Source organism: Streptomyces sp. NPDC001137 (assembly GCF_040298885.1).
Classification (GTDB): domain Bacteria; phylum Actinomycetota; class Actinomycetes; order Streptomycetales; family Streptomycetaceae; genus Streptomyces.
The window spans coordinates 37,274-55,424 of sequence record NZ_JBEPBA010000012.1; the positions used below are offsets into that span (position 1 = coordinate 37,274).

At 70.5% G+C, this 18,151-nt stretch carries 14 protein-coding genes; 3 read left to right on the top strand and 11 right to left on the bottom strand.

The features are described from left to right. Window positions 1-116 precede the first annotated feature (116 nt). Both ABT254_RS24165 and ABT254_RS24170 read left to right on the top strand, forming a co-directional pair. On the top strand, window positions 117-1,808 hold the full coding sequence (locus tag ABT254_RS24165) for a sodium:solute symporter family protein (protein ID WP_351473666.1): 1,692 nt from the start codon (window positions 117-119) through the stop codon (window positions 1,806-1,808). A 21-nt stretch (window positions 1,809-1,829) separates the two neighbouring features. Then, window positions 1,830-2,141: a hypothetical protein gene (locus ABT254_RS24170; RefSeq protein WP_351473669.1), complete on the top strand. Its 312-nt coding sequence runs from the start codon at window positions 1,830-1,832 to the stop codon at window positions 2,139-2,141. Window positions 2,142-2,233: 92 nt separating this feature from the next. Here the strand turns inward: ABT254_RS24170 and ABT254_RS24175 are convergent, their stop codons facing one another. The 11 genes from ABT254_RS24175 to rsmI all read right to left on the bottom strand — a co-directional run bounded on the left by ABT254_RS24175 (window position 2,234) and on the right by rsmI (window position 16,219). Continuing rightward, window positions 2,234-2,920: a helix-turn-helix transcriptional regulator gene (locus ABT254_RS24175; RefSeq protein ID WP_351473672.1), complete on the bottom strand. Its 687-nt coding sequence runs from the start codon at window positions 2,918-2,920 to the stop codon at window positions 2,234-2,236. 284 nt (window positions 2,921-3,204) lie between these two features. Then, complete coding sequence (locus tag ABT254_RS24180) at window positions 3,205-4,947, bottom strand: outer membrane protein assembly factor BamB family protein (RefSeq protein WP_351473675.1); 1,743 nt, start codon at window positions 4,945-4,947, stop codon at window positions 3,205-3,207. Window positions 4,948-4,999: 52 nt separating this feature from the next. Beyond that, window positions 5,000-6,664, bottom strand: coding sequence for an outer membrane protein assembly factor BamB family protein (locus ABT254_RS24185; RefSeq protein WP_351473678.1), 1,665 nt, complete (start codon window positions 6,662-6,664; stop codon window positions 5,000-5,002). Between the two features lie 156 nt (window positions 6,665-6,820). Continuing rightward, window positions 6,821-8,623 carry an ABC-F family ATP-binding cassette domain-containing protein gene (locus tag ABT254_RS24190; RefSeq protein ID WP_351473681.1) on the bottom strand — a complete coding sequence of 601 codons (1,803 nt, stop codon included), beginning with the start codon at window positions 8,621-8,623 and terminating at the stop codon, window positions 6,821-6,823. A gap of 111 nt (window positions 8,624-8,734) precedes the next feature. Then, window positions 8,735-9,784 (bottom strand): peptidoglycan recognition protein family protein, encoded by a 1,050-nt coding sequence (locus ABT254_RS24195; RefSeq protein WP_351473684.1) that lies wholly within the window; start codon window positions 9,782-9,784, stop codon window positions 8,735-8,737. 438 nt (window positions 9,785-10,222) lie between these two features. Further along, window positions 10,223-11,122, bottom strand: coding sequence for a 4-(cytidine 5'-diphospho)-2-C-methyl-D-erythritol kinase (locus ABT254_RS24200; protein WP_351473687.1), 900 nt, complete (start codon window positions 11,120-11,122; stop codon window positions 10,223-10,225). After that, window positions 11,119-11,988: a 16S rRNA (adenine(1518)-N(6)/adenine(1519)-N(6))-dimethyltransferase RsmA gene (gene rsmA, locus ABT254_RS24205; protein WP_351473689.1), complete on the bottom strand. Its 870-nt coding sequence runs from the start codon at window positions 11,986-11,988 to the stop codon at window positions 11,119-11,121. Before rsmA ends, ABT254_RS24200 begins: the two co-directional genes overlap by 4 nt. Before the next feature lie 215 nt (window positions 11,989-12,203). Then, the gene (locus ABT254_RS24210; protein ID WP_351473692.1) at window positions 12,204-13,598 is read right to left on the bottom strand and encodes a resuscitation-promoting factor; all 1,395 of its coding nucleotides are present in this window, start codon (window positions 13,596-13,598) and stop codon (window positions 12,204-12,206) included. Window positions 13,599-13,761: 163 nt separating this feature from the next. Continuing rightward, a complete protein-coding gene (locus ABT254_RS24215) occupies window positions 13,762-14,658 on the bottom strand; it encodes a TatD family hydrolase (RefSeq protein WP_351473695.1) in 897 nt (298 codons plus the stop codon). Window positions 14,659-14,704: 46 nt separating this feature from the next. Next, entirely contained in the window at window positions 14,705-15,112 is a 408-nt protein-coding gene (locus ABT254_RS24220; protein ID WP_351473698.1) for a hypothetical protein, read from the bottom strand. Window positions 15,113-15,358: 246 nt separating this feature from the next. After that, complete coding sequence (rsmI, locus tag ABT254_RS24225; RefSeq protein ID WP_351473701.1) at window positions 15,359-16,219, bottom strand: 16S rRNA (cytidine(1402)-2'-O)-methyltransferase; 861 nt, start codon at window positions 16,217-16,219, stop codon at window positions 15,359-15,361. Window positions 16,220-16,315: 96 nt separating this feature from the next. Between rsmI and ABT254_RS24230 the strand changes: the two genes are divergently transcribed. Further along, on the top strand, window positions 16,316-18,067 hold the full coding sequence (locus ABT254_RS24230; protein ID WP_351473704.1) for a dolichyl-phosphate-mannose--protein mannosyltransferase: 1,752 nt from the start codon (window positions 16,316-16,318) through the stop codon (window positions 18,065-18,067). Window positions 18,068-18,151 lie beyond the last annotated feature (84 nt).

Sequence of the window (18,151 nt, forward strand, 5' to 3'; positions counted from 1 at the left end):
CCCTCACATCCGTCAACATCACAATCCAACAAAGAGCATCAACAAAACTGTTTGGACACTGAACACGGAGGCATAGGTTCCGCTCTGTATCAGTTCACGCGACGAAGCGAGTTCTTATGCAAACCCCCACATACCAGGTCATGGACCTGGCCGCCGAGCTACGACTCCCCACGAACGGGCTCGACTACACGATCCTCGCCATCTACTTCGCCGTCGTCCTCGGCATCGGCTTCGCCGCCCGCAGATCGGTGAGGACCAGCCTCGACTTCTTCCTCTCCGGGCGCTCCCTGCCCGCCTGGATCACCGGTCTCGCGTTCATCTCGGCCAACCTGGCCGCCACCGAGATCCTGGGCATGGCCGCGAACAGCGCCCAGTACGGCGCCTACACCGTGCACTGGTACTGGATCGGCGCCATCCCCGCCATGGTCTTCCTCGGCCTGGTGATGATGCCCTTCTACTACGGGAGCAAGGTCCGCTCGGTCCCCGAGATGCTGCTGCTCCGCTTCGACAAGTGGGCACATCTGCTGAGTTCGATCCTGTTCGCGTTCGCCGCCGTGCTGATCGCCGGTGTGAACCTCTACGCCCTCGCCATCGTCGTCGAGGCGCTGCTGGGCTGGCCGCAGTGGGTGGCGATCGTGGTCGCCGGCGCCTTCGTGCTGGCGTACATCACGCTCGGCGGGCTCTCCTCCGCGATCTACAACGAGGTGCTTCAGTTCTTCGTGATCCTCGCCGCCCTGATCCCGATCGTGGTGCTGGGCCTGAAGAAGGTCGGCGGCTGGGGCGGGCTGACCGACAAGCTCACCGCGAGCCACGGCGCGAACTTCACCACCGCCTGGGGCGGCACCGGAATCGGCAGCAGCAACCCGCTCGGCGCGAACTGGCTGACCATCGTGCTCGGCCTCGGCTTCGTGCTGTCCTTCGGCTACTGGACGACGAACTTCGCCGAGGTGCAGCGCGCCCTGTCCGCCAAGAACCTCTCGGCCGGGCAGCGCACCCCGCTGATCGCCGCGTACCCGAAGATCTTCATCGTGTTCCTGGTGATGATCCCGGGCCTGGTCGCCGCCGCGATCGTCCCCGGCTTCGGCACCTCCAAGTCGGGCTACCAGTACAACGACGCCATCCCCTACCTGATGCAGGAACTGCTGCCCAACGGCGTCCTCGGCATCGCCGTGACCGGACTGCTCGCGGCCTTCATGGCGGGCATGGCGGCCAACGTGTCGTCCTTCAACACGGTGTTCACCAACGACATCTGGGCCCGGTACGTCGTCAAGGGCCGCGAGGACGGCTACTACGTCCGCTTCGGCCGCCTGATCACCGTGATCGGCGTCTGCGCCTCGGTCGGCACGGCCTTCCTCGCCTCGTCGTTCTCGAACATCATGAGCTACCTCCAGACGCTGTTCTCCTTCTTCAACGTGCCGATGTTCGTCGTCTTCATCGTCGGCATGTTCTGGAAGCGCGCGTCCGCCAAGTCCGGCTTCTGGGGCCTGCTCGCCGGCACCGTGGCCGCGATGGTGAACTACTTCGTGATCTACAAGAGGGGCATCATCGACATCCCCTCCGACCAGGGCGCCAACTTCGTCTCCGCGATCGTCGGCTTCGTGGCGGGCGCGGTGGTGATGGTGGCCGTGTCCCTGTTCACCAGGCCGAAGCCGGCCGAGGAACTCCAGGGCCTGGTCTACGGCACCACCTCACCCGGCATGTCCGAACCGCCCGCCGCCGGCGACGACGCCTGGTACCGCCGGCCGGCCCTGCTGGGCTGGGGTGCGGTCGTCCTTGCCGCCGCCTGCTACATCCCGTTCTCGTTCTGATCGAGGGAGGATCGATTCACCATGACTGATCAGCACGGGTACTCAGAGCATGACGTGCAGCGCGAGGTCACCGAGCTCCAGGAGAAGTCGGCGACGGCGGCTCGCATCTTCGATCTGCGGCGCATCATCGGCGGGTTGTTCGTGGTCTACGGCCTGATCGTCATGATCGCCGGGATCACCGACGACCAGGCCGCGATCGACAAGGCGCAGGGGGTGAACATCAATCTGTGGACCGGGATCGCGATGTTGGTTCTGGGGGTGTTCTTCCTGGTGTGGCTGAAGTTGCGTCCGACTCCGCCGCCGGTTCCTCCGGAGGAGGGCGGGGCGGAGTAGCGCCGTTGGTCCCGCTGTTGTGTGCCGAGTGCGGGTGTGCGGGGGCTGATCGCGCAGTTCCTCGCGCCCCTTTTCGCCCCTACGGGGCGCCTCTATGCCTCCGCACCGTCCGACGGCACCGCGTGCTGCACCGGGCCCGCCCGGTCCAGCAGCCCCGTTCGTGCCGCCAGGGCCGCTGCCTCCAGGCGGGAGCCCACGCCCAGTTTCATCAGCACCCTCTGCACATGGGTGCGGGCGGTGCTCGGGGCTATGCCCATGCCGGCCGCGATCAGGCGGGTGTCCTCGCCGTCGGCGACCCTGACCAGGACCTCGACCTCCCTCGGGGTGAGCATCTGGAGCAGGCGCTGGCCCTCGTCGTCCGGCTGGGCCGCCGGGTTCAGCAACTCGCTGAAGGCGCTTTGCAGCAGCTGCGGGGCCACCGCCGCCTCGCCCGCCCTCGCCTTCATGATGGCGCGCTCGACGCCCTCTATGCGCTCGTCATGACGTACGTAGCCCGAGGCGCCGGCGGCGAAGGCGGCGGCTATGCCGCGTGGGCTCGGTACCGGGCCCAGGACCAGGACCGCCACCTGCGGACGCTCCCGTTTGATCTTCACCACCGGGTCGAAGATGCCCGGCTCGGCCGGAGTCGCCGTACCCAGCAGGCACACCTCCGGCGCACGGGTGATCACCAGCTCCGCCGCGCCCGCGGCAGGCGCCGCCGCGGCGAGCACCCGGTGCCCGCGCAGCTTCAACGCCGAGGCCAGCGCCTCGGCGAGCAGTCGGTGGTCGTCGACCACCATGAGCCGCACTCCCATCGAGCAACCCCCCAGTCCCCCCGATGGATCCCCATGGATGCCGCACTATGGATGCCCACCGGCCCGCGCGGACAGGAGCCCCCTCCCGGCTCCCCCGCTCTTCATGCCCCCGGAAGCTACACGCTTGTTCGACATTGCGCTCCCCCTACCGGTGAGAACTGCCCCTGATCGACGGAATTTCTGGCTTTCCGCGTATACGAGGGTGATGGGCGGTACGCGCACAGCCCCGCCCCTGAGCAGGGACGGGGCCGCAGCGGTCGAGCAGTGGTTCAGCCGCCGGCGCCGAGCGCGAGCACCAGGACCTTCTCCCCGGAGACCGAACTCGACAGCTTGTCGGCGAACCGGCCGGCCAGGTACAGGCGGCCCTGCGAGTAGAGGACCTCGGAGTAGTCGGGCGACATGGTGCCCTCGAGATCCCGGACCGACCCCGTCGCCGGGTTCTCCAGCAGCTCGGTCTCCTTGAAGGAGCCGCCGTCGATGCTGACGACCTGGCCGCCCTTGTCGTACGGCGGGTGCTTGTACGCGATCACATTGCCGCCGTCCATGCGCAGCGGGGTGATCGTGTAGCCGTCGCCGGCGTCGGCGCGCTGGCCGTTCTGCTTGCCGGTGGCCAGGTCGAACGCGACGATCTCGTTGGTCCGGCTGTAGTCCCCGGAGCCGTCGTGCTCCTCGGTCGGCAGATACAGCCGTCCGTTGCCGACCGCGACCCCGGTGCAGTGCTCCAGCTCGGAGATCGCGTCGCATTTGGCCGCGTACTCCTTGCCGGGCGCCGAGATCCGGGTGATCAGCTTGCCGGTCTTGTTGTCGATGGAGAAGAAGTCGGAGATCTCACTGCCGTCGCCCGCGCTGTGGCCGACGTCGGCCGCCACGACCAGCGGGTTCGTCGACACGACGGCGGCGTACTCGATACCGGTGGCCAGCTTGTACTCCGAGATCGGCTGCCCGGAGTGCGGGTCGATGGTCTGGATGTGCAGCTGCGGATCGGTGAACGAGCCGCACTTGAGCACCGCGACCAGCTTCTCGCCGCCGCCGTACCCGGCGTCGACGCAGGTGTCCTTCGGCTTGGGGGCCCACAGCTGCCTGCCGCCGGCGAGGTCGAAGGCGACGCCTCCGTAGTCGCCGCCCGCGGCGACCGTGTTCGCGCTGACGGTGACGTTCTCGAAGGTCATCGCCCGGCCGCCGGAGCCGAGCGACTTCGTCCACAGCTTCTTGCCCGCGTCCAGATCGATCGCGGCGACCTGGCTGCACCCCTCGGACCTGCCCTTCGCCGGCATCCTGGGCTGGAAGACGACGGCCGTCCGGTCGTCGTCGGTGGTGTGCGTGCTGACCGTGCAGACCGGGCCGGGCAGCTTGATCGTCCACAGCTTGCCGCCCTTGTCGCGGTCGTACGCGTTGATCTCGGCGACGCCGCTCTTCACATACGCCTTGTCCGTGAGCCACGAACCGGCGACGACGGTGGTGTCGTCGACCTGGGGCACCGGCACCTTGAACAGCAACTGCGAGGCGGTGTGGGCGGGCACCTTCTCCGCACCCTTGGCCGTGCTGCCACCGGTGCCTCCGGTGCCGCCGCCGCTGGAGCTCGCCTTGTCGTCCTTCTTGCCGTCGTCCTTGCCGGACGAGGCGTACCAGACGCCGCCGGCCACGAGCAGCGCGACGGCGACGACCGCCGCGATGATGATCGCCGCCTGTCCGCCGCCCTTGCGGCCACCGCCGGGCTGCCCCGGCTGCGCGTACGGCGGCGCGGGCGGCTGCGGGTAGCCGTAACCGGCCTGCGGGCCGTAGGGGTTCGGCGGCTGCCCGTAGGGCGGTGCGGGCTGGGCGTAGGGCGGTGCGGGCTGGGCGTAGGGCGGCGTGGGCTGGGCGTAGGGATTGGGCTGCTGCGGAGCCTGCGGTGCCTGGGGGTAGCCGTATCCCGGCTGCTGCGGGGGTGGCTGGGGCGGACGCTGGTCCTGGGGCGGCCCGAATCCGCCCTGCGGCGGCTGGTGGGGCGGTGGGGGCGGGGGCTGGGTCATGGCGTGGGTACCTCGTGAGCGGACGGCGGGGACGACGGGGCCTGGGGAGAGGTCACTTGCCGTAGGCGAGCATCAACTTGCCCTTCGAGTTGTCGTCTCCGCTGATCCGGGTGGGCGAGAGGTAGAAGCGCCCGTCGACCCAGTCGAAGGCCTTGGTGAAGAGGGCGCTCTCCAGGGCCGCCGTGCTCCGCGGGTTCTGCAGCAGCTTCACCGGCGTGTGGCCGGCGCCGCTCGTCGCGATCGACACGACCTGGCCGCCCGCGTCGTACGAGGGCTGCACATAGGCGATGAGCCTGCCGCCCTCGACCTTCACCGGCAGCATCGACTCGTCCGCCGGGGACTTGACGCGCCACTTCTCCTTGCCGTTCGCGAGGTTGATCGCGACGATCTCGTTCGGCCCGGTGGTGGCGTCGGTCGGCAGGTAGAGGGTGTTCGCGTCGGCGGTCACGCCCTTGCAGCCCTGCAGGTCACGTTCGAGGAGCGCCCAGCCGCACTGGGGAGCGAAGTTCTCGTCGAAGCCGACCTGGGAGCGGAACCTGCCCTTCGAGTCGAAGGTCGAGATGTTCCAGGCCTTCTTGTCCTGGTTGGTGCTGTAGACGATCAGCGGGTCGACGGAGTAGGTCCGCGCGACCGACCAGCCCTTGTCGAACTTCTGGGTCCACCTGGCCCTGCCGGTCGCCGGGTCGAGCTCCTGGATCTCGTCGTGCTCGTTCGGCTCGCTGGCGTTGCAGGTGGCGACAGAGATCAGCCTGCTGCCGCCGGCGAAGGCGGTCGGGAAGCAGGCGCTGCCGTACTTCTTCTTGTCGAACAGCTTCTTCCCGCTGTCGATGTCGTACGCCACCGCGGACTGCGAGCGGCCCACCAGCACCGTCCGGCCGCTGATGGACAGGGAGATGTTGAGGGTGCTGTCGAACAGCGCGCCCTCGGGGAGCGTGCCGCTCCAGCCCTTGGCGCCGGTGCCCAGGTCGAGTTGCTGGAGCTGGTTGCACTTGGCGCGCTGGCCGGTGCCGCTCTCGTAGGCCACCACGATCTTGTCGTCGGCCGACTTCTGCGGGGTGACCGCGCAGATCTTCTGCGGGAAGGTGATGGTGTCCCAGGCCGGACTGCCGTCGGCCACGTCGTAGGCGAAGACCTGCTTGTACGCCGCCTTCACGGCCGCCTTGTCGGTGATCCACATGCCGGGGGCCTCGGCGCCCGCACCGGGCGCGTCCGGGGGCGACTTGTACCAGAGCACCTTCGCCTCGCCCGCCTTGCGGCCCGAGTTGAAGCCCTGCGGGTCGGAACCGCCGCCGCTGCCACCGGAGCCGGACGCGGTGGGCTTCGCGTCGTCGCTCTGCCCGGCGACCGGCTTCTTGTCGTCGCCGCCCCCGCTGGTCACTGCGTAGACCGTGCCGCCGATGACGGCCAGCGCGGCGACGGCCGCCGCGATCACCAGGCCCGGCCTGCCCTTGAAGGGGTTGCCGGAGCCGGGCGGAGGGGTGCCGGGCGCGCCGGGGTACTGGGGCTGCGGCGGATAGCCGTAACCGGGCTGCGCGCCGTACGGGCCGGGCTGCTGCGGCTGGCCGTACGGGCCCGGTTGGCCGTAGGGGCCGGGCTGCCCGGGGTACTGGCCCGGCTGCTGCGGGGGCTGCTGCGGTGGGAGCGGGGGCGGTGGTCCGAAACCGCCCTGCGGTGCTCCGAAACCGCCGTACGGCGGCTGGTCGGGCGGCTGGGTCATCAGCGCGTTCCCCCGTTCAGTCACTGATTTTTAGCCAAGTCCTCTTTGTATCACTCGCCACTGACAGCACAGCGGGCCGATTCAGCCCCTGTTCCCAAGGGAGAACCAGCCCGTGATGCCGTCGTTATGCGCCGTCACTCAGCCTTCATGTGAACTTCACGCGTCTTCGGCGAGTTCCAGCCAGCGCAGTTCCAGGTCCTCGCGCTCCCCCGCCAAGTCCCGCAGCTGGGCGTCGAGTTCGGCCACCTTGGCGAAGTCGGTGGCGTTCTCGGCGATCTGGGCGTGCAGCTTGGTCTCTTTCTCGGAGACCTTGTCCAACTGCCGCTCGATCTTCTGGAGTTCCTTCTTCGCCGCACGCTGGTCGGCGGCGCTCTTCTCGGGGGCGGGCCTGGCCGCGACGGGCGAGGCGGCCGCGACCGCCTCCTCCATCTTCCGGCGCCGCTCCAGGTACTCGTCGATGCCGCGCGGCAGCATCCGCAGGGTGGCGTCGCCGAGCAGCGCGAACACGCGGTCGGTGGTGCGCTCGACGAAGAACCGGTCGTGGGAGATGACGATCATCGAGCCCGGCCAGCCGTCGAGGAGGTCCTCCAGCTGGGTCAGGGTCTCGATGTCGAGGTCGTTGGTGGGCTCGTCGAGGAAGAGGACGTTGGGCTCGTCCATGAGCAGGCGCAGCAGCTGGAGGCGGCGGCGCTCACCGCCGGACAGGTCGCCGACGGGCGTCCACTGCTTCTCCTTGCTGAAGCCGAACGTCTCGCACAGCTGCCCGGCGGTCATCTCCCGCCCCTTGCCGAGGTCGACGCGCTCGCGCACCTGCTGCACGGCCTCCAGGACCCGCAGCTGAGGGTTGAGTTCGGCGACCTCCTGGGAGAGGTAGGCCAGCTTGACGGTCTTGCCGACGACGACCCGCCCGCCGGCGGGCTGCGCCTCGCCCTCGGTGCGCGCGGCCTGGGCCATGGCCCGCAGCAGGGAGGTCTTGCCGGCGCCGTTGACGCCGACCAGGCCGATGCGGTCGCCGGGGCCGAGCTGCCAGGTGACGTGCTTGAGCAGCACCTTGGGTCCGGCCTGCACGGTGACGTCTTCCAAGTCGAAGACGGTCTTCCCGAGCCGCGAGGAGGCGAACTTCATCAGCTCGCTGCTGTCCCGGGGCGGCGGTACGTCCTTGATGAGCTCGTTGGCGGCCTCCACACGGAAGCGGGGCTTCGACGTACGGGCGGGCGCACCGCGCCGCAGCCAGGCCAGCTCCTTGCGGACGAGGTTCTGGCGCTTGACCTCCTCGGTGGCGGCGATGCGCTCGCGCTCGGCGCGCGCGAAGACGTAGTCGGAGTAGCCGCCCTCGTACTCGTGGACGACGCCCCGCTGCACGTCCCACATGCGGGTGCAGACCTGGTCGAGGAACCAGCGGTCGTGCGTCACGCACACGAGGGCGGAGCGGCGCTCGCGCAGATGGCGGGCGAGCCAGGCGATGCCCTCGACGTCGAGGTGGTTCGTCGGCTCGTCGAGGACGATCAGGTCCTGTTCCTCGATGAGCAGCTTCGCGAGCGCGATACGGCGCCGCTCGCCGCCGGAGAGCGGCGCGATGACGGTGTCCAGCCCCTGCGGGAAGCCGGGCAGGTCGAGCCCGCCGAACAAGCCCGTCAGCACGTCCCGGATCTTGGCGTTGCCCGCCCACTCGTGGTCCTCCATGTCCCGGATGACCTCGTGCCGGACGGTGGCCTGCGGGTCGAGGGAGTCGTGCTGGGTGAGTACGCCGAGGCGGAGCCCGCCGGAGTGGGTGACCCGCCCGGTGTCGGCGTCCTCCAGCTTGGCCAGCATGCGGATCAAGGTGGTCTTGCCGTCGCCGTTGCGACCGACCACCCCGATCCGGTCGCCTTCGGAGACGCCGAGGGAGACGCCGTCGAGGAGGGCACGAGTGCCGTACACCTTGCTGACGTTCTCGACATTGACCAGGTTGACGGCCATTACGCTCCTGCCCAGGGGGCTGTGTTTCGACATGCGGCTGGGCCGCGGGGGTCAGCCTCCCAGCCTAATGTGCGCCGGTCGATGACCGATCCCGCGGCAGATCACCGCAGGTCAGCGGGAAGCGGCCGCGCGGATCTCGCCGAGCAGGTCGTACATCACCTGGCCGGGGCACTCGGTGGCGAAGTAGTCGCGGTGGCCGCCGATGGTGTTCGTGTCCTTCTTCGCGCCGTTGACGGGGTTCACGTAGGTGACCCTCGCCTGGGGGTCGAGGCCCTTGAACCGGCAGATCACCTTGATCAGCCGGATCAGGGACGCCTTGGCCTCGTCCGTGGGGCCGTTCTCCGTAAGGGTGCCGATGAGGGCGATGCCGAGTGCGCCGGAGTTGTAGCCCACGGAGTGGAAGCCGGTGACGAGGTCGCCGTCCGGGTTGAAGGCGGGGATGCCGTCGTCGCCGGAGTACCGGCCCTCGTAGACGGTGCCGGACTCGTCGATGAGGAAGTGGTAGCCGATGTCGCCCCAGTCGTTGGTGATCGCGTGGAGTTCGTAGATCGCGCGTACCGTCGCGGCGGGGTCGGGGTCGTTGTTCGGCGTGGCGGTGTGGTGGACCGTGATGATCTGCAACGGGTAGTACTTCTCGGGCGAGTTGACCTTGCCGTCCTTGTACCGCTTGGACTCGTCGGCGCCCCACGCCGGGCGGGAGAGGTAGCGCACGCCACGTACGCGTGTCGGCTCGCTGGGTACGTGGAAGGTGCGGCCGGGGCCGTCGGTGACGTCGATCGCCAGCGAGGCCACGTCGGACACTCCGCCCGACGCCTTCACCGCATAGGCGGTGGCGTTCTGGGCCGCCACCAGCGCGCTGCCCCCGTCCTCGAGGGCCGAGCAGCCCGCGGTCACGGTCTGCCAGTCACCGTCCGCGAGGCGGATCGCGGCGCCGTCCTGCGCGCCGGACCAGCGCAGACCGACGTAGGAGGCGGCGAAGGCGGTGGTGGCCTCGCCGGTGCCGGTGGCGGCCTCGGTCCGGGTGGCGGGGAACTTCTCCGGACTCGTACCGGAGGAGCCGGAAGCGGTGCCGTCTCCGTCACCGGAGCCGGAGTCGGTGGCCGCGAAGACCGCCGGGGTCACGGCGGCCGCGCCGGCCACGGCCGCGGCGGCACCGATCACGCCACGACGGGACAGAGAGCGCTTCCTACGATGGGCAGGGGAGGGCGTGGGGGATTCGGACACGTGCGTGACCCTTCGGCTGTGCAGTTCGACCTGGGCGCGCCACACGGGCGCTTGAAAGCTCAACCGACCCTATTGGCCCCACCCGCCCCACCAGTACTGCGATTGCCGTACATCCGCGTGGAAATCCGGCACGTTCGTGTGGAGATGGGGCGAAGATCGCGTACGGCGCCACGGTGTCGCGCGGGGGCCCCCGCCCCTCTGCGTCCTGCTTCGGTGCAGCCCGTCTACCGGCACATGATCGGCGGAGAGCCGGCGGGGGCGGCCCGACGGCCCGACCCCGGCGCCGCACGCCCGCCCGCCCGCCGGGCATACGGGCCCGCATCCGGCGGGTCACACGTCCCATCGGCCGGGTCCCGGACGAGCCTCGATCGGCGGTCAGCCGCCCAGCACCGTCGCACCGGCCGCCGGGCCGGACGCCGTGCGCACTGTGCGGCAGGTGCCCGAACCGCGCAGTGACTCGGCCACTCCGGCCGCCGACTCCGCGTCCCGGGCGAGGAAGGCCGTTGTCGGGCCCGAGCCGGAGACCAGGGCGGCGAGGGCGCCCGCGGTGCGGCCCGCGGCGAGGGTGTCGGCGAGTTCCGGGAAGAGGGAGAGGGCGGCGGGCTGCAGGTCGTTGGAGACGGCCGCGGCGAGCGCGTCCGGGTCGCCCTTCGCGAGGGCGCGCAGGAGCTCCTCGGAGGCGACGGGCTCGGGGATGTCGAGCCCCTCCGCCAGCCGGTCGAACTCGCGGAAGACGGCCGGGGTGGAAAGACCGCGGCCTGCCATCGCGAACACCCAGTGGAAGGTGCCGCCGACCTCCAGCGCACGCAGCTGCTCGCCGCGGCCGGTGCCCAGCGCCGCCCCGCCCACCAGACTGAAGGGCACATCGCTGCCCAACTCGGCGCAGATGGCGAGGAGTTCGGCCCGCGATGCGCCCGCCTGCCACAGCGTGTTGCAGGCCAGCAGCGCGCCCGCGCCGTCCGCGCTGCCGCCCGCCATGCCGCCGGCGACCGGGATGTCCTTGGCGATGTGGATGTGCACGGCCGGTTCGATGCCCCGCCGCCGGGCGAGTTCGAGGGCCGCGCGCGCCGCGAGATTCGTACGGTCCAGGGGCACCTGGTCGGCGTCCGGCCCCTCGCACGTGATGCGCAGCTCGTCGGCGGGCGTCACGGTGACCTCGTCGTAGAGACCGACCGCCAGGAAGACGTTGGCCAGGTCGTGGAAGCCGTCAGGGCGGGGCGCACCCACCGCGAGCTGGACGTTGACCTTGGCGGGGACGCGTACGGTGACGCTCACTTCTGACCCGGCTCCTTGTTTTCTGCGATACGGGCGAACTCCTCGACCGTCAGCGCCTCTCCGCGCGCCTGCGGCGACACCCCGGCGGCGACGAGGGCCGCCTCCGCGGCCGCGGGCGACCCCGCCCATCCGGCGAGCGCGGCCCGCAGTGTCTTGCGCCGCTGGGCGAAGGCCGCGTCCACCACGGCGAACACCTCGCGCCGTGAGGCGGTGGTCTTCAGCGGCTCGGTGCGGCGGACCAGCGAGACGAGGCCGCTGTCGACGTTCGGCGCGGGCCAGAAGACGTTGCGGCCGATGGCGCCGGCCCGCTTGACCTCGGCGTACCAGTTGGCCTTCACGGACGGGACGCCGTACACCTTCGAGCCGGGCGCGGCGGCGAGTCGGTCGGCGACCTCCGACTGGACCATGACCAGGGTGCGTTCGATGCTCGGGAAGGTCTCGAGCATGTGCAGGAGGACGGGGACGGCGACGTTGTAGGGGAGGTTCGCGACGAGTGCGGTGGGGGCGGGGCCCGGCAGCTCGGTCACGTGCATCGCGTCCGAGTGGACGAGCGCGAAACGGTCGGCGCGGTCGGGCATCCGGGCCGCGACGGTGGCGGGCAGCGCCGCGGCCAGTACGTCGTCGATCTCGACGGCGGTGACGCGGTCGGCGACCTCCAGGAGGGCGAGGGTGAGGGAGCCGAGCCCCGGGCCGACCTCGACGACCACGTCGTCCGGGCGGACGTCGGCGGTGCGGACGATACGCCGGACCGTGTTCGCGTCGATCACGAAGTTCTGGCCGCGCTGCTTGGTGGGGCGGACGCCGAGGGCTGCCGCCAGTTCGCGGATGTCGGCGGGGCCCAGGAGGGCGTCGGGGGTGCTGCTCACCCGACAAGGGTACGGGGGGGTGGGTGCGGGGGGTGCCAGGTGCCCTGCGCTGCGGCTGGTGGGGGCGGGTGGGTTCGCTTGCCCGCGCTTGCGGGTGCCGCTCTCTTTGGGTCGGGTGCCGCCCTTAGCGGCACGACTGCCCGCAGCTGGGGCGGCTTGAGGGGCGCGGGGAGCTGCGCGATCAGCCCCCACCGGCCCGCAGCCAAATACGGCCCTCAGCCGTGCAGCCGTGCCCCGCAATGGGGCCAAGGGCTCGCCCCCCGCCGTACGTACAGCTTCTTCGCGCGGGCCGTCTGTTCCGCCGGGGACGCGTCCTGGGGGCGGCCGGTGCCGCCGAGGCTCTGCCAGGTGCGGGATTCCAGCTGGTAGAGGCCGCCGTAGGTTCCCGAGGGGTCGACGGCGTGCGGGCGGCCGCCCGACTCGCAGGCCGCGAGGCCCTTCCAGTTGAGGTCGTCGGCGCCGCGCACGGACGTCGGGAGGGGCTTCGTGCCCACCTTCACGATCTGCGGCTGCGGTTCGCGCACCACCTCGGTGCCGGTCAGGCGCGGCTTCTGCCGGACCCCGTTGACGATCCGCAGGGAGTACGTGATCCGCCGCAGCCCCGGCTGTCCCACCCGGTCGACGACCTCCGTCCCCTTGAACAGCCCGGGGTCCTCCTCCCGCTGCACCGCGAACGGGATCTCCTCCTCGCGGACCTCCTTGGTCCCGGTGACCCTCAGCACGGTGACGGTCTGCCCGTCGCGCGGGAAGCTGTCCGCCGGGACGGAGGTGGTGTCCTCGCCGCGCAGGGTGATCCCGGCCTCCTCGACGACCTCCTGCACGGTCGCCGCGTTCGTGCGGACCGTGCGCGCGTGGCCGTCGGCCATGACCGTGACGGAGCGCTCGGTGCGCACGTCGAGCGAGAGCCCGGCGCGTCCGATGTGCCGGGAGCGCGCAGCCGACAGATACGCGCCCTGCGCCCGCACCCCCATCTCCTCCAGCGCCTCCTGCACGGTGTCCGCCGTCGTCCACACCTCGCGCCGGTGCCCGTCGATGGTGAGCCGCACGGGGCGCCCGTACTGCACCACGATCTCGTCACCGTCGCTGAGCGCCGTGCCGGGGGCGGGCGCGATCACGTCGTGCGCCCCCACGTCGACGCTCTCCTGTGCGAGCAGTTCGGTCACGTCGTCGGCGAAGGTGTGCAGGGTGCGCGGCTTGCCGTCGACGTTCAGCTCGACCGCCTTGTCCTTGGCGACGAACGCGGTGGTGCCGCCGGCCAGGAAGGCGACGACCAGCGCCTGCGGCAGCAGCCGGCGCATCGAGCCGTCCGGGAGCTCGATGGGCCGCGCCCGGCGCCGGCGTGCGGCCCGGCGTCTGCGTCCCGTTCCGGCGCGCGCGGCGGGCGCGGGCAATTCCTCGCCCGCCGCGCTCCCCACCTGCCGCGGAAGCGGCGGCTCGGGTACCAGGGCCGCCTCGTAGGCGGGCCGGTACGTGTCCTCGTACGCCCCGGGCACGCCGTAGGCCAGGGTCTGCGCGCTGTGCACGTCGTAGGCGTACGCCGGCGGATACGCCGGGTCGTACGCCTCATACGTCCCGTACTGCGAGTACTGCCAGTACTGCGAGTTGCTCACGCCGACACGCTCCAGGGGCCGTGGGGTCCAGAGGGGTCCGGATCGGGCACCAGAACCTAGCGGAGCCCGTATCACTCTCCAAAGCGGCGTGATCACTGAGAGTTACGGCTACGACGAAGGCGCGTCCGTTCGGGCCTTATCGTAAGGTTATGGACGACTACTCTCAGTAGTCGAAGGCGCGGGCCGTGTTCGCCGCGAGGGCCGTCGCCAGCGCGTCCTCGTCGATGCCGCGCACGGCGGCCATGGCGCGCACCGTGACCGGAATGAGATACGGCGCATTGGGCCGTCCGCGGTACGGCGCCGGTGTCAGGAAGGGCGCGTCCGTCTCCACCAGGACCAGCTCCAGGGGCGCCACGGCGAGGGCGTCCCGCAGATGCTGGGCGTTCTTGAAGGTGACGTTGCCGGCGAAGGACATGAAGTACCCGGCGCGGGCGCACACCTGAGCCATCTCCGCGTCCCCGGAGTAGCAGTGGAACACCGTCCGCTCCGGAGCGCCCTCCTCCTTGAGGATGCGCAGCACATCGGCGTGGGCGTCGCGGTCGTGGATGACGAGGGCCTTGCCGTGCCGCTTGGCGATCTCGATGTGGGCGCGGAAGGAGGCCTCCTGCGCCTCCTTGCCCTCGGGGCCGGTACGGAAGTAGTCGAGGCCCGTCTCCCCGACGCCCTTGACCTGGGCAAGCCCGGCCAGCGCGTCGATCCGTTCGAGCGCCTCGTCGAGCGCCACCGCGCCCCCCGCCTCGCGCGCCCCCTGCCTCGACCAGCCGTCGGGGTCGCCGTGGACGATGCGCGGCGCCTCGTTGGGGTGCAGGGCGACGGTCGCGTGGACGGCCGCGTACCGTCCCGCCGTCTCGGCGGCCCACTGCGAGCCCCGAACGTCGCAGCCGACCTGCACGACCGTCGTCACGCCCACCGAAGCGGCCTTCGCGAGGCCCTCCTCGACCGTGCCCTTCTGCATGTCGAGGTGGGTGTGGGAGTCGGCGACGGCCACCCGGAGGGGTTCCGGGAGCGGCGGCGCCGCGTTCTTCTCGACGGTCTTCTCGCCGGTGCTGGAGGAGGGCATGCTCCGATCCTACGAAAGGGGCATGCCCGCCCCGCCGCCGGAGCGGTCAGCTCGCCTTGCGGTGGAAGGGGTGCAGGAGATCGGAGAGGTGCCAGTGGTGGTCGCGCTCGCCGGACTCGGCGCCCTCGGCGGCCGCCTCCTGGGCCTCGGTCTGCGGTGTGCGCCGCTGCTGCTTGTGCACCGCGTCGCGCACCGACGAGACCTGCCCGGGTCGCATGATCCGTACGACGTGACTGTCGCAGTTGTGGCAGGTGGGCTTGGACAGCGGAGACGGCACGACCTGCCCCTCGGCCACGTACATCACGAACTCGTGGCCCTCGGCGTCGTTGTGGTGCTCTATCTCGTACGACTGCTCCCAGCCGTGCCCGCAGCGCATGCAGGCGAAGGAGTACGACTCGTGGACGACTGCGGTGGCCGCGCCGCGGAGGCCGGACTGCCCTGAGATCTCGCTCATGCCAGCTCCTCTTGATCTGCTGGACCAAGGGACGGGTGCGTCCCTTCACCCAGTGGACGCTTCTGGCGGAGCGAATGCATCAGCCCTGTCGACTGTTGGAGGCGATTTGGATTTTCCTTGCCATACCCCCCTCGCTCAGGGGGTCTGGGCTTTGCTTTTCACCACCTTGCTTTGCCTGTTTGTGGGGCGCATGCTCAGGCGAGATGCGCCCTGCTCAGAGGGGGTGTGGCCGAGTTCACGAAAGCCTCACGAACCACCGGCCGATTGGGCATTCTTCGCGGCGACAACGGCGTCGAACACTTCCCTTTTCGGCAGCCCGGCCTCTGCCGCAACCGCCGCAATGGCTTCTTTTCGCCGCTCCCCCGCCTCTTCCCGCACCCGCACCCTGCGCACCAGCTCGGCGGCGTCGAGTTCCCCGGGACCCTTCTCCGGCGCGCCCTCGACCACGACGGTGATCTCCCCGCGCACACCCTCGGCGGCCCAGGCGGCCAGCTCGCCGAGCCCGCCCCGCCTGACCTCCTCGTACGTCTTGGTCAGCTCCCGGCAGACGGCGGCGCGCCGCTCGGCCCCGAAGACCTCGGCCATGGCGGCGAGGGTGTCGTCGAGGCGGTGCGGGGCCTCGAAGTAGACGAGGGTCCGGCGCTCCTCGGCGACCTCCTTCAGACGCGTCAGCCGCTCCCCCGCCTTGCGCGGCAGGAACCCCTCGAAGCAGAACCGGTCGACGGGCAGCCCGGACAGCGCGAGCGCGGTGAGCACGGCGGAGGGGCCGGGCACGGCGGTGACCCGGACGTCCTTCTCCACGGCGGCGGCGACCAGCCGGTACCCGGGGTCGGACACGGAGGGCATCCCGGCGTCGGTGACGAGCAGCACATGCGCACCGCCGACGAGTTCCTCGACGAGTTCGGGCGTACGGGCGCTCTCGTTGCCCTCGAAGTACGACACGATCCGCCCCTTGGGCGTGACGCCCAGGGCCTGCGTCAGCCGCCTGAGCCGCCGGGTGTCCTCGGCGGCGACGACATCGGCCCCCGCCAGCTCCTCGGCCAGCCGGGGCGGCGCGTCCGCGATGTCGCCGATGGGGGTGCCTGCGAGTACGAGGGTTCCGGTCACACCCCCATCCTCCCAGGGCCGAGTGGACGGGGACGCATCCGAGCCCTTACCGCCCATGCACGGGACTCACACAGAACGGTTCCCTACGATGGCGCGGTGACCAGTACCGCGTCCTCCCCGGACACCCGGCAAGGCCAGAGCCCGCAGGACCAGCGGCCGTCGTGGCAGCAGCGGCTGCGCCGTTTCGGCTACACGGCCGGGCCGAGAAGCGACGTCCGCGAGCGTCTGGTGCCGCCGTACGTGCAGCCCAGCCCGCGGATGTGGCAGGTCCTCGGGGTGCCGCCGGCGCTCATCGAGCGGATCACGCGCTGGTCGGCCTGGGGCGGCCCGCTGCTGGTCACGCTGATGGCGGGCGTGATGCGCTTCTGGCACCTGGGCAGCCCGAAGGCGGTGATATTCGACGAGACGTACTACGCCAAGGACGCCTGGGCACTCGTCCACCGCGGCTTCGAGGTCAACTGGGACAAGAACGCCAACGACCAGATCCTGGCGCTGAACGGGCACGTCAGGATCCCGACGGACGCGGCGTACGTCGTGCATCCGCCGGTCGGCAAGTACGTCATCGGGCTCGGGGAGCTGCTCTTCGGGTTCAACCCGTTCGGCTGGCGGTTCATGACCGCGCTGCTCGGCACCCTGTCGGTCCTGATGCTGTGCCGCATCGGCCGCCGTATCTTCCGCTCGACCTTCCTCGGCTGCCTCGCGGGCGCGCTGATGGCCGTGGACGGGCTGGCCTTCGTGATGGCCCGCACCTCGCTGCTCGACGGCGTGCTGATGTTCTTCGTGCTGGCCGCGTTCGGCTGCCTGGTCATCGACCGCGACAAGGCGCGCGAGAAACTCGCCGCCGCGCTCCAGCCGGATGCCGACGGCCCCCTCAGCCCCGGCGGACGCCCCGACGCGCACATCGCCGAAACGACCCGCCTCGGGTGGCGCCCGTGGCGCTGGCTGGCGGGCCTGATGCTGGGCCTGGCCATCGGCACCAAGTGGAACGGCCTGTACATCATGGTCGCGTTCTTCCTGATGGCGGTCCTGTGGGACATCGGCGCCCGCAAGGTGGCCGGCGCCGGGAACCCGTACAAGGCGGTGCTCCCGGACGCGGCGATCACGTTCGTGGCCACGGTCCCGGTCGCGATCGTCACCTACCTGGTCTCATGGACCGGCTGGATCCTCTCCGCGACCAACGGCAAGGGCGGCTACTTCCGCAACTGGGCCGCCACCGACGGCAAAGGCGGCAACTGGACCTGGCTGTTCCCCGACTGGTGGCGCAGCCTGTGGCACTACGAGCACGAGGTCTACGAGTTCCACCGCAACCTGCACTCGCCGCACACGTACATGTCCAACCCCTGGAGCTGGATCGTCGACGGCCGCCCGGTCTCGTACTTCTACGAGTCCCCCTCGCCCGGCAAGGACGGCTGCCCCGTCGACGCGGGCCAGAAGTGCGCCCGCGAGGTCCTGGCGATCGGCACCCCGATGCTGTGGTGGGTGGCCTGCTTCGCGGTCCTGTACATCCTGTGGCGCTGGCTGCTGCGCCGCGACTGGCGGGCGGGCGCCATCGCCTGCGGCATCGCGGCCGGTTATCTGCCCTGGTTCCTGTACCAGGAGCGGACGATCTTCTTCTTCTACGCCGTCGTCTTCCTGCCGTTCCTCTGTCTGGCGGTGGCGATGCTGCTGGGCGCGATCATCGGACCACCCGGCTCCAGTGACACCCGCCGGGTGGCGGGCGCGACGGGGGCGGGCGTGCTGGTCCTCCTGATCGCCTGGAACTTCATCTACTTCTGGCCGCTGTACACCGGGACCGCCATCCCGATCGACGACTGGCGTTCACGTATGTGGCTGGATACCTGGGTATAGCGGACCTCCTCAGCCCTTCCTGGGTACCCCTGAGTATCCGAACGGACACAACATGGGTAAACACCCCTCACAGCTCCCCCTCGG

What these genes read in the sequence shown, in the direction of transcription:
- ABT254_RS24165 (WP_351473666.1), top strand. Translation starts at nt 117, where the DNA reads ATGCAAACCCCCACATACCAGGTCATGGACCTGGCCGCCGAGCTACGA.
- ABT254_RS24170 (WP_351473669.1), top strand. Translation starts at nt 1,830, where the DNA reads ATGACTGATCAGCACGGGTACTCAGAGCATGACGTGCAGCGCGAGGTC.
- ABT254_RS24175 (WP_351473672.1), bottom strand. Translation starts at nt 2,920, where the DNA reads ATGGTGGTCGACGACCACCGACTGCTCGCCGAGGCGCTGGCCTCGGCG.
- ABT254_RS24180 (WP_351473675.1), bottom strand. Translation starts at nt 4,947, where the DNA reads ATGACCCAGCCCCCGCCCCCACCGCCCCACCAGCCGCCGCAGGGCGGA.
- ABT254_RS24185 (WP_351473678.1), bottom strand. Translation starts at nt 6,664, where the DNA reads ATGACCCAGCCGCCCGACCAGCCGCCGTACGGCGGTTTCGGAGCACCG.
- ABT254_RS24190 (WP_351473681.1), bottom strand. Translation starts at nt 8,623, where the DNA reads ATGGCCGTCAACCTGGTCAATGTCGAGAACGTCAGCAAGGTGTACGGC.
- ABT254_RS24215 (WP_351473695.1), bottom strand. Translation starts at nt 14,658, where the DNA reads ATGCCCTCCTCCAGCACCGGCGAGAAGACCGTCGAGAAGAACGCGGCG.
- ABT254_RS24220 (WP_351473698.1), bottom strand. Translation starts at nt 15,112, where the DNA reads ATGAGCGAGATCTCAGGGCAGTCCGGCCTCCGCGGCGCGGCCACCGCA.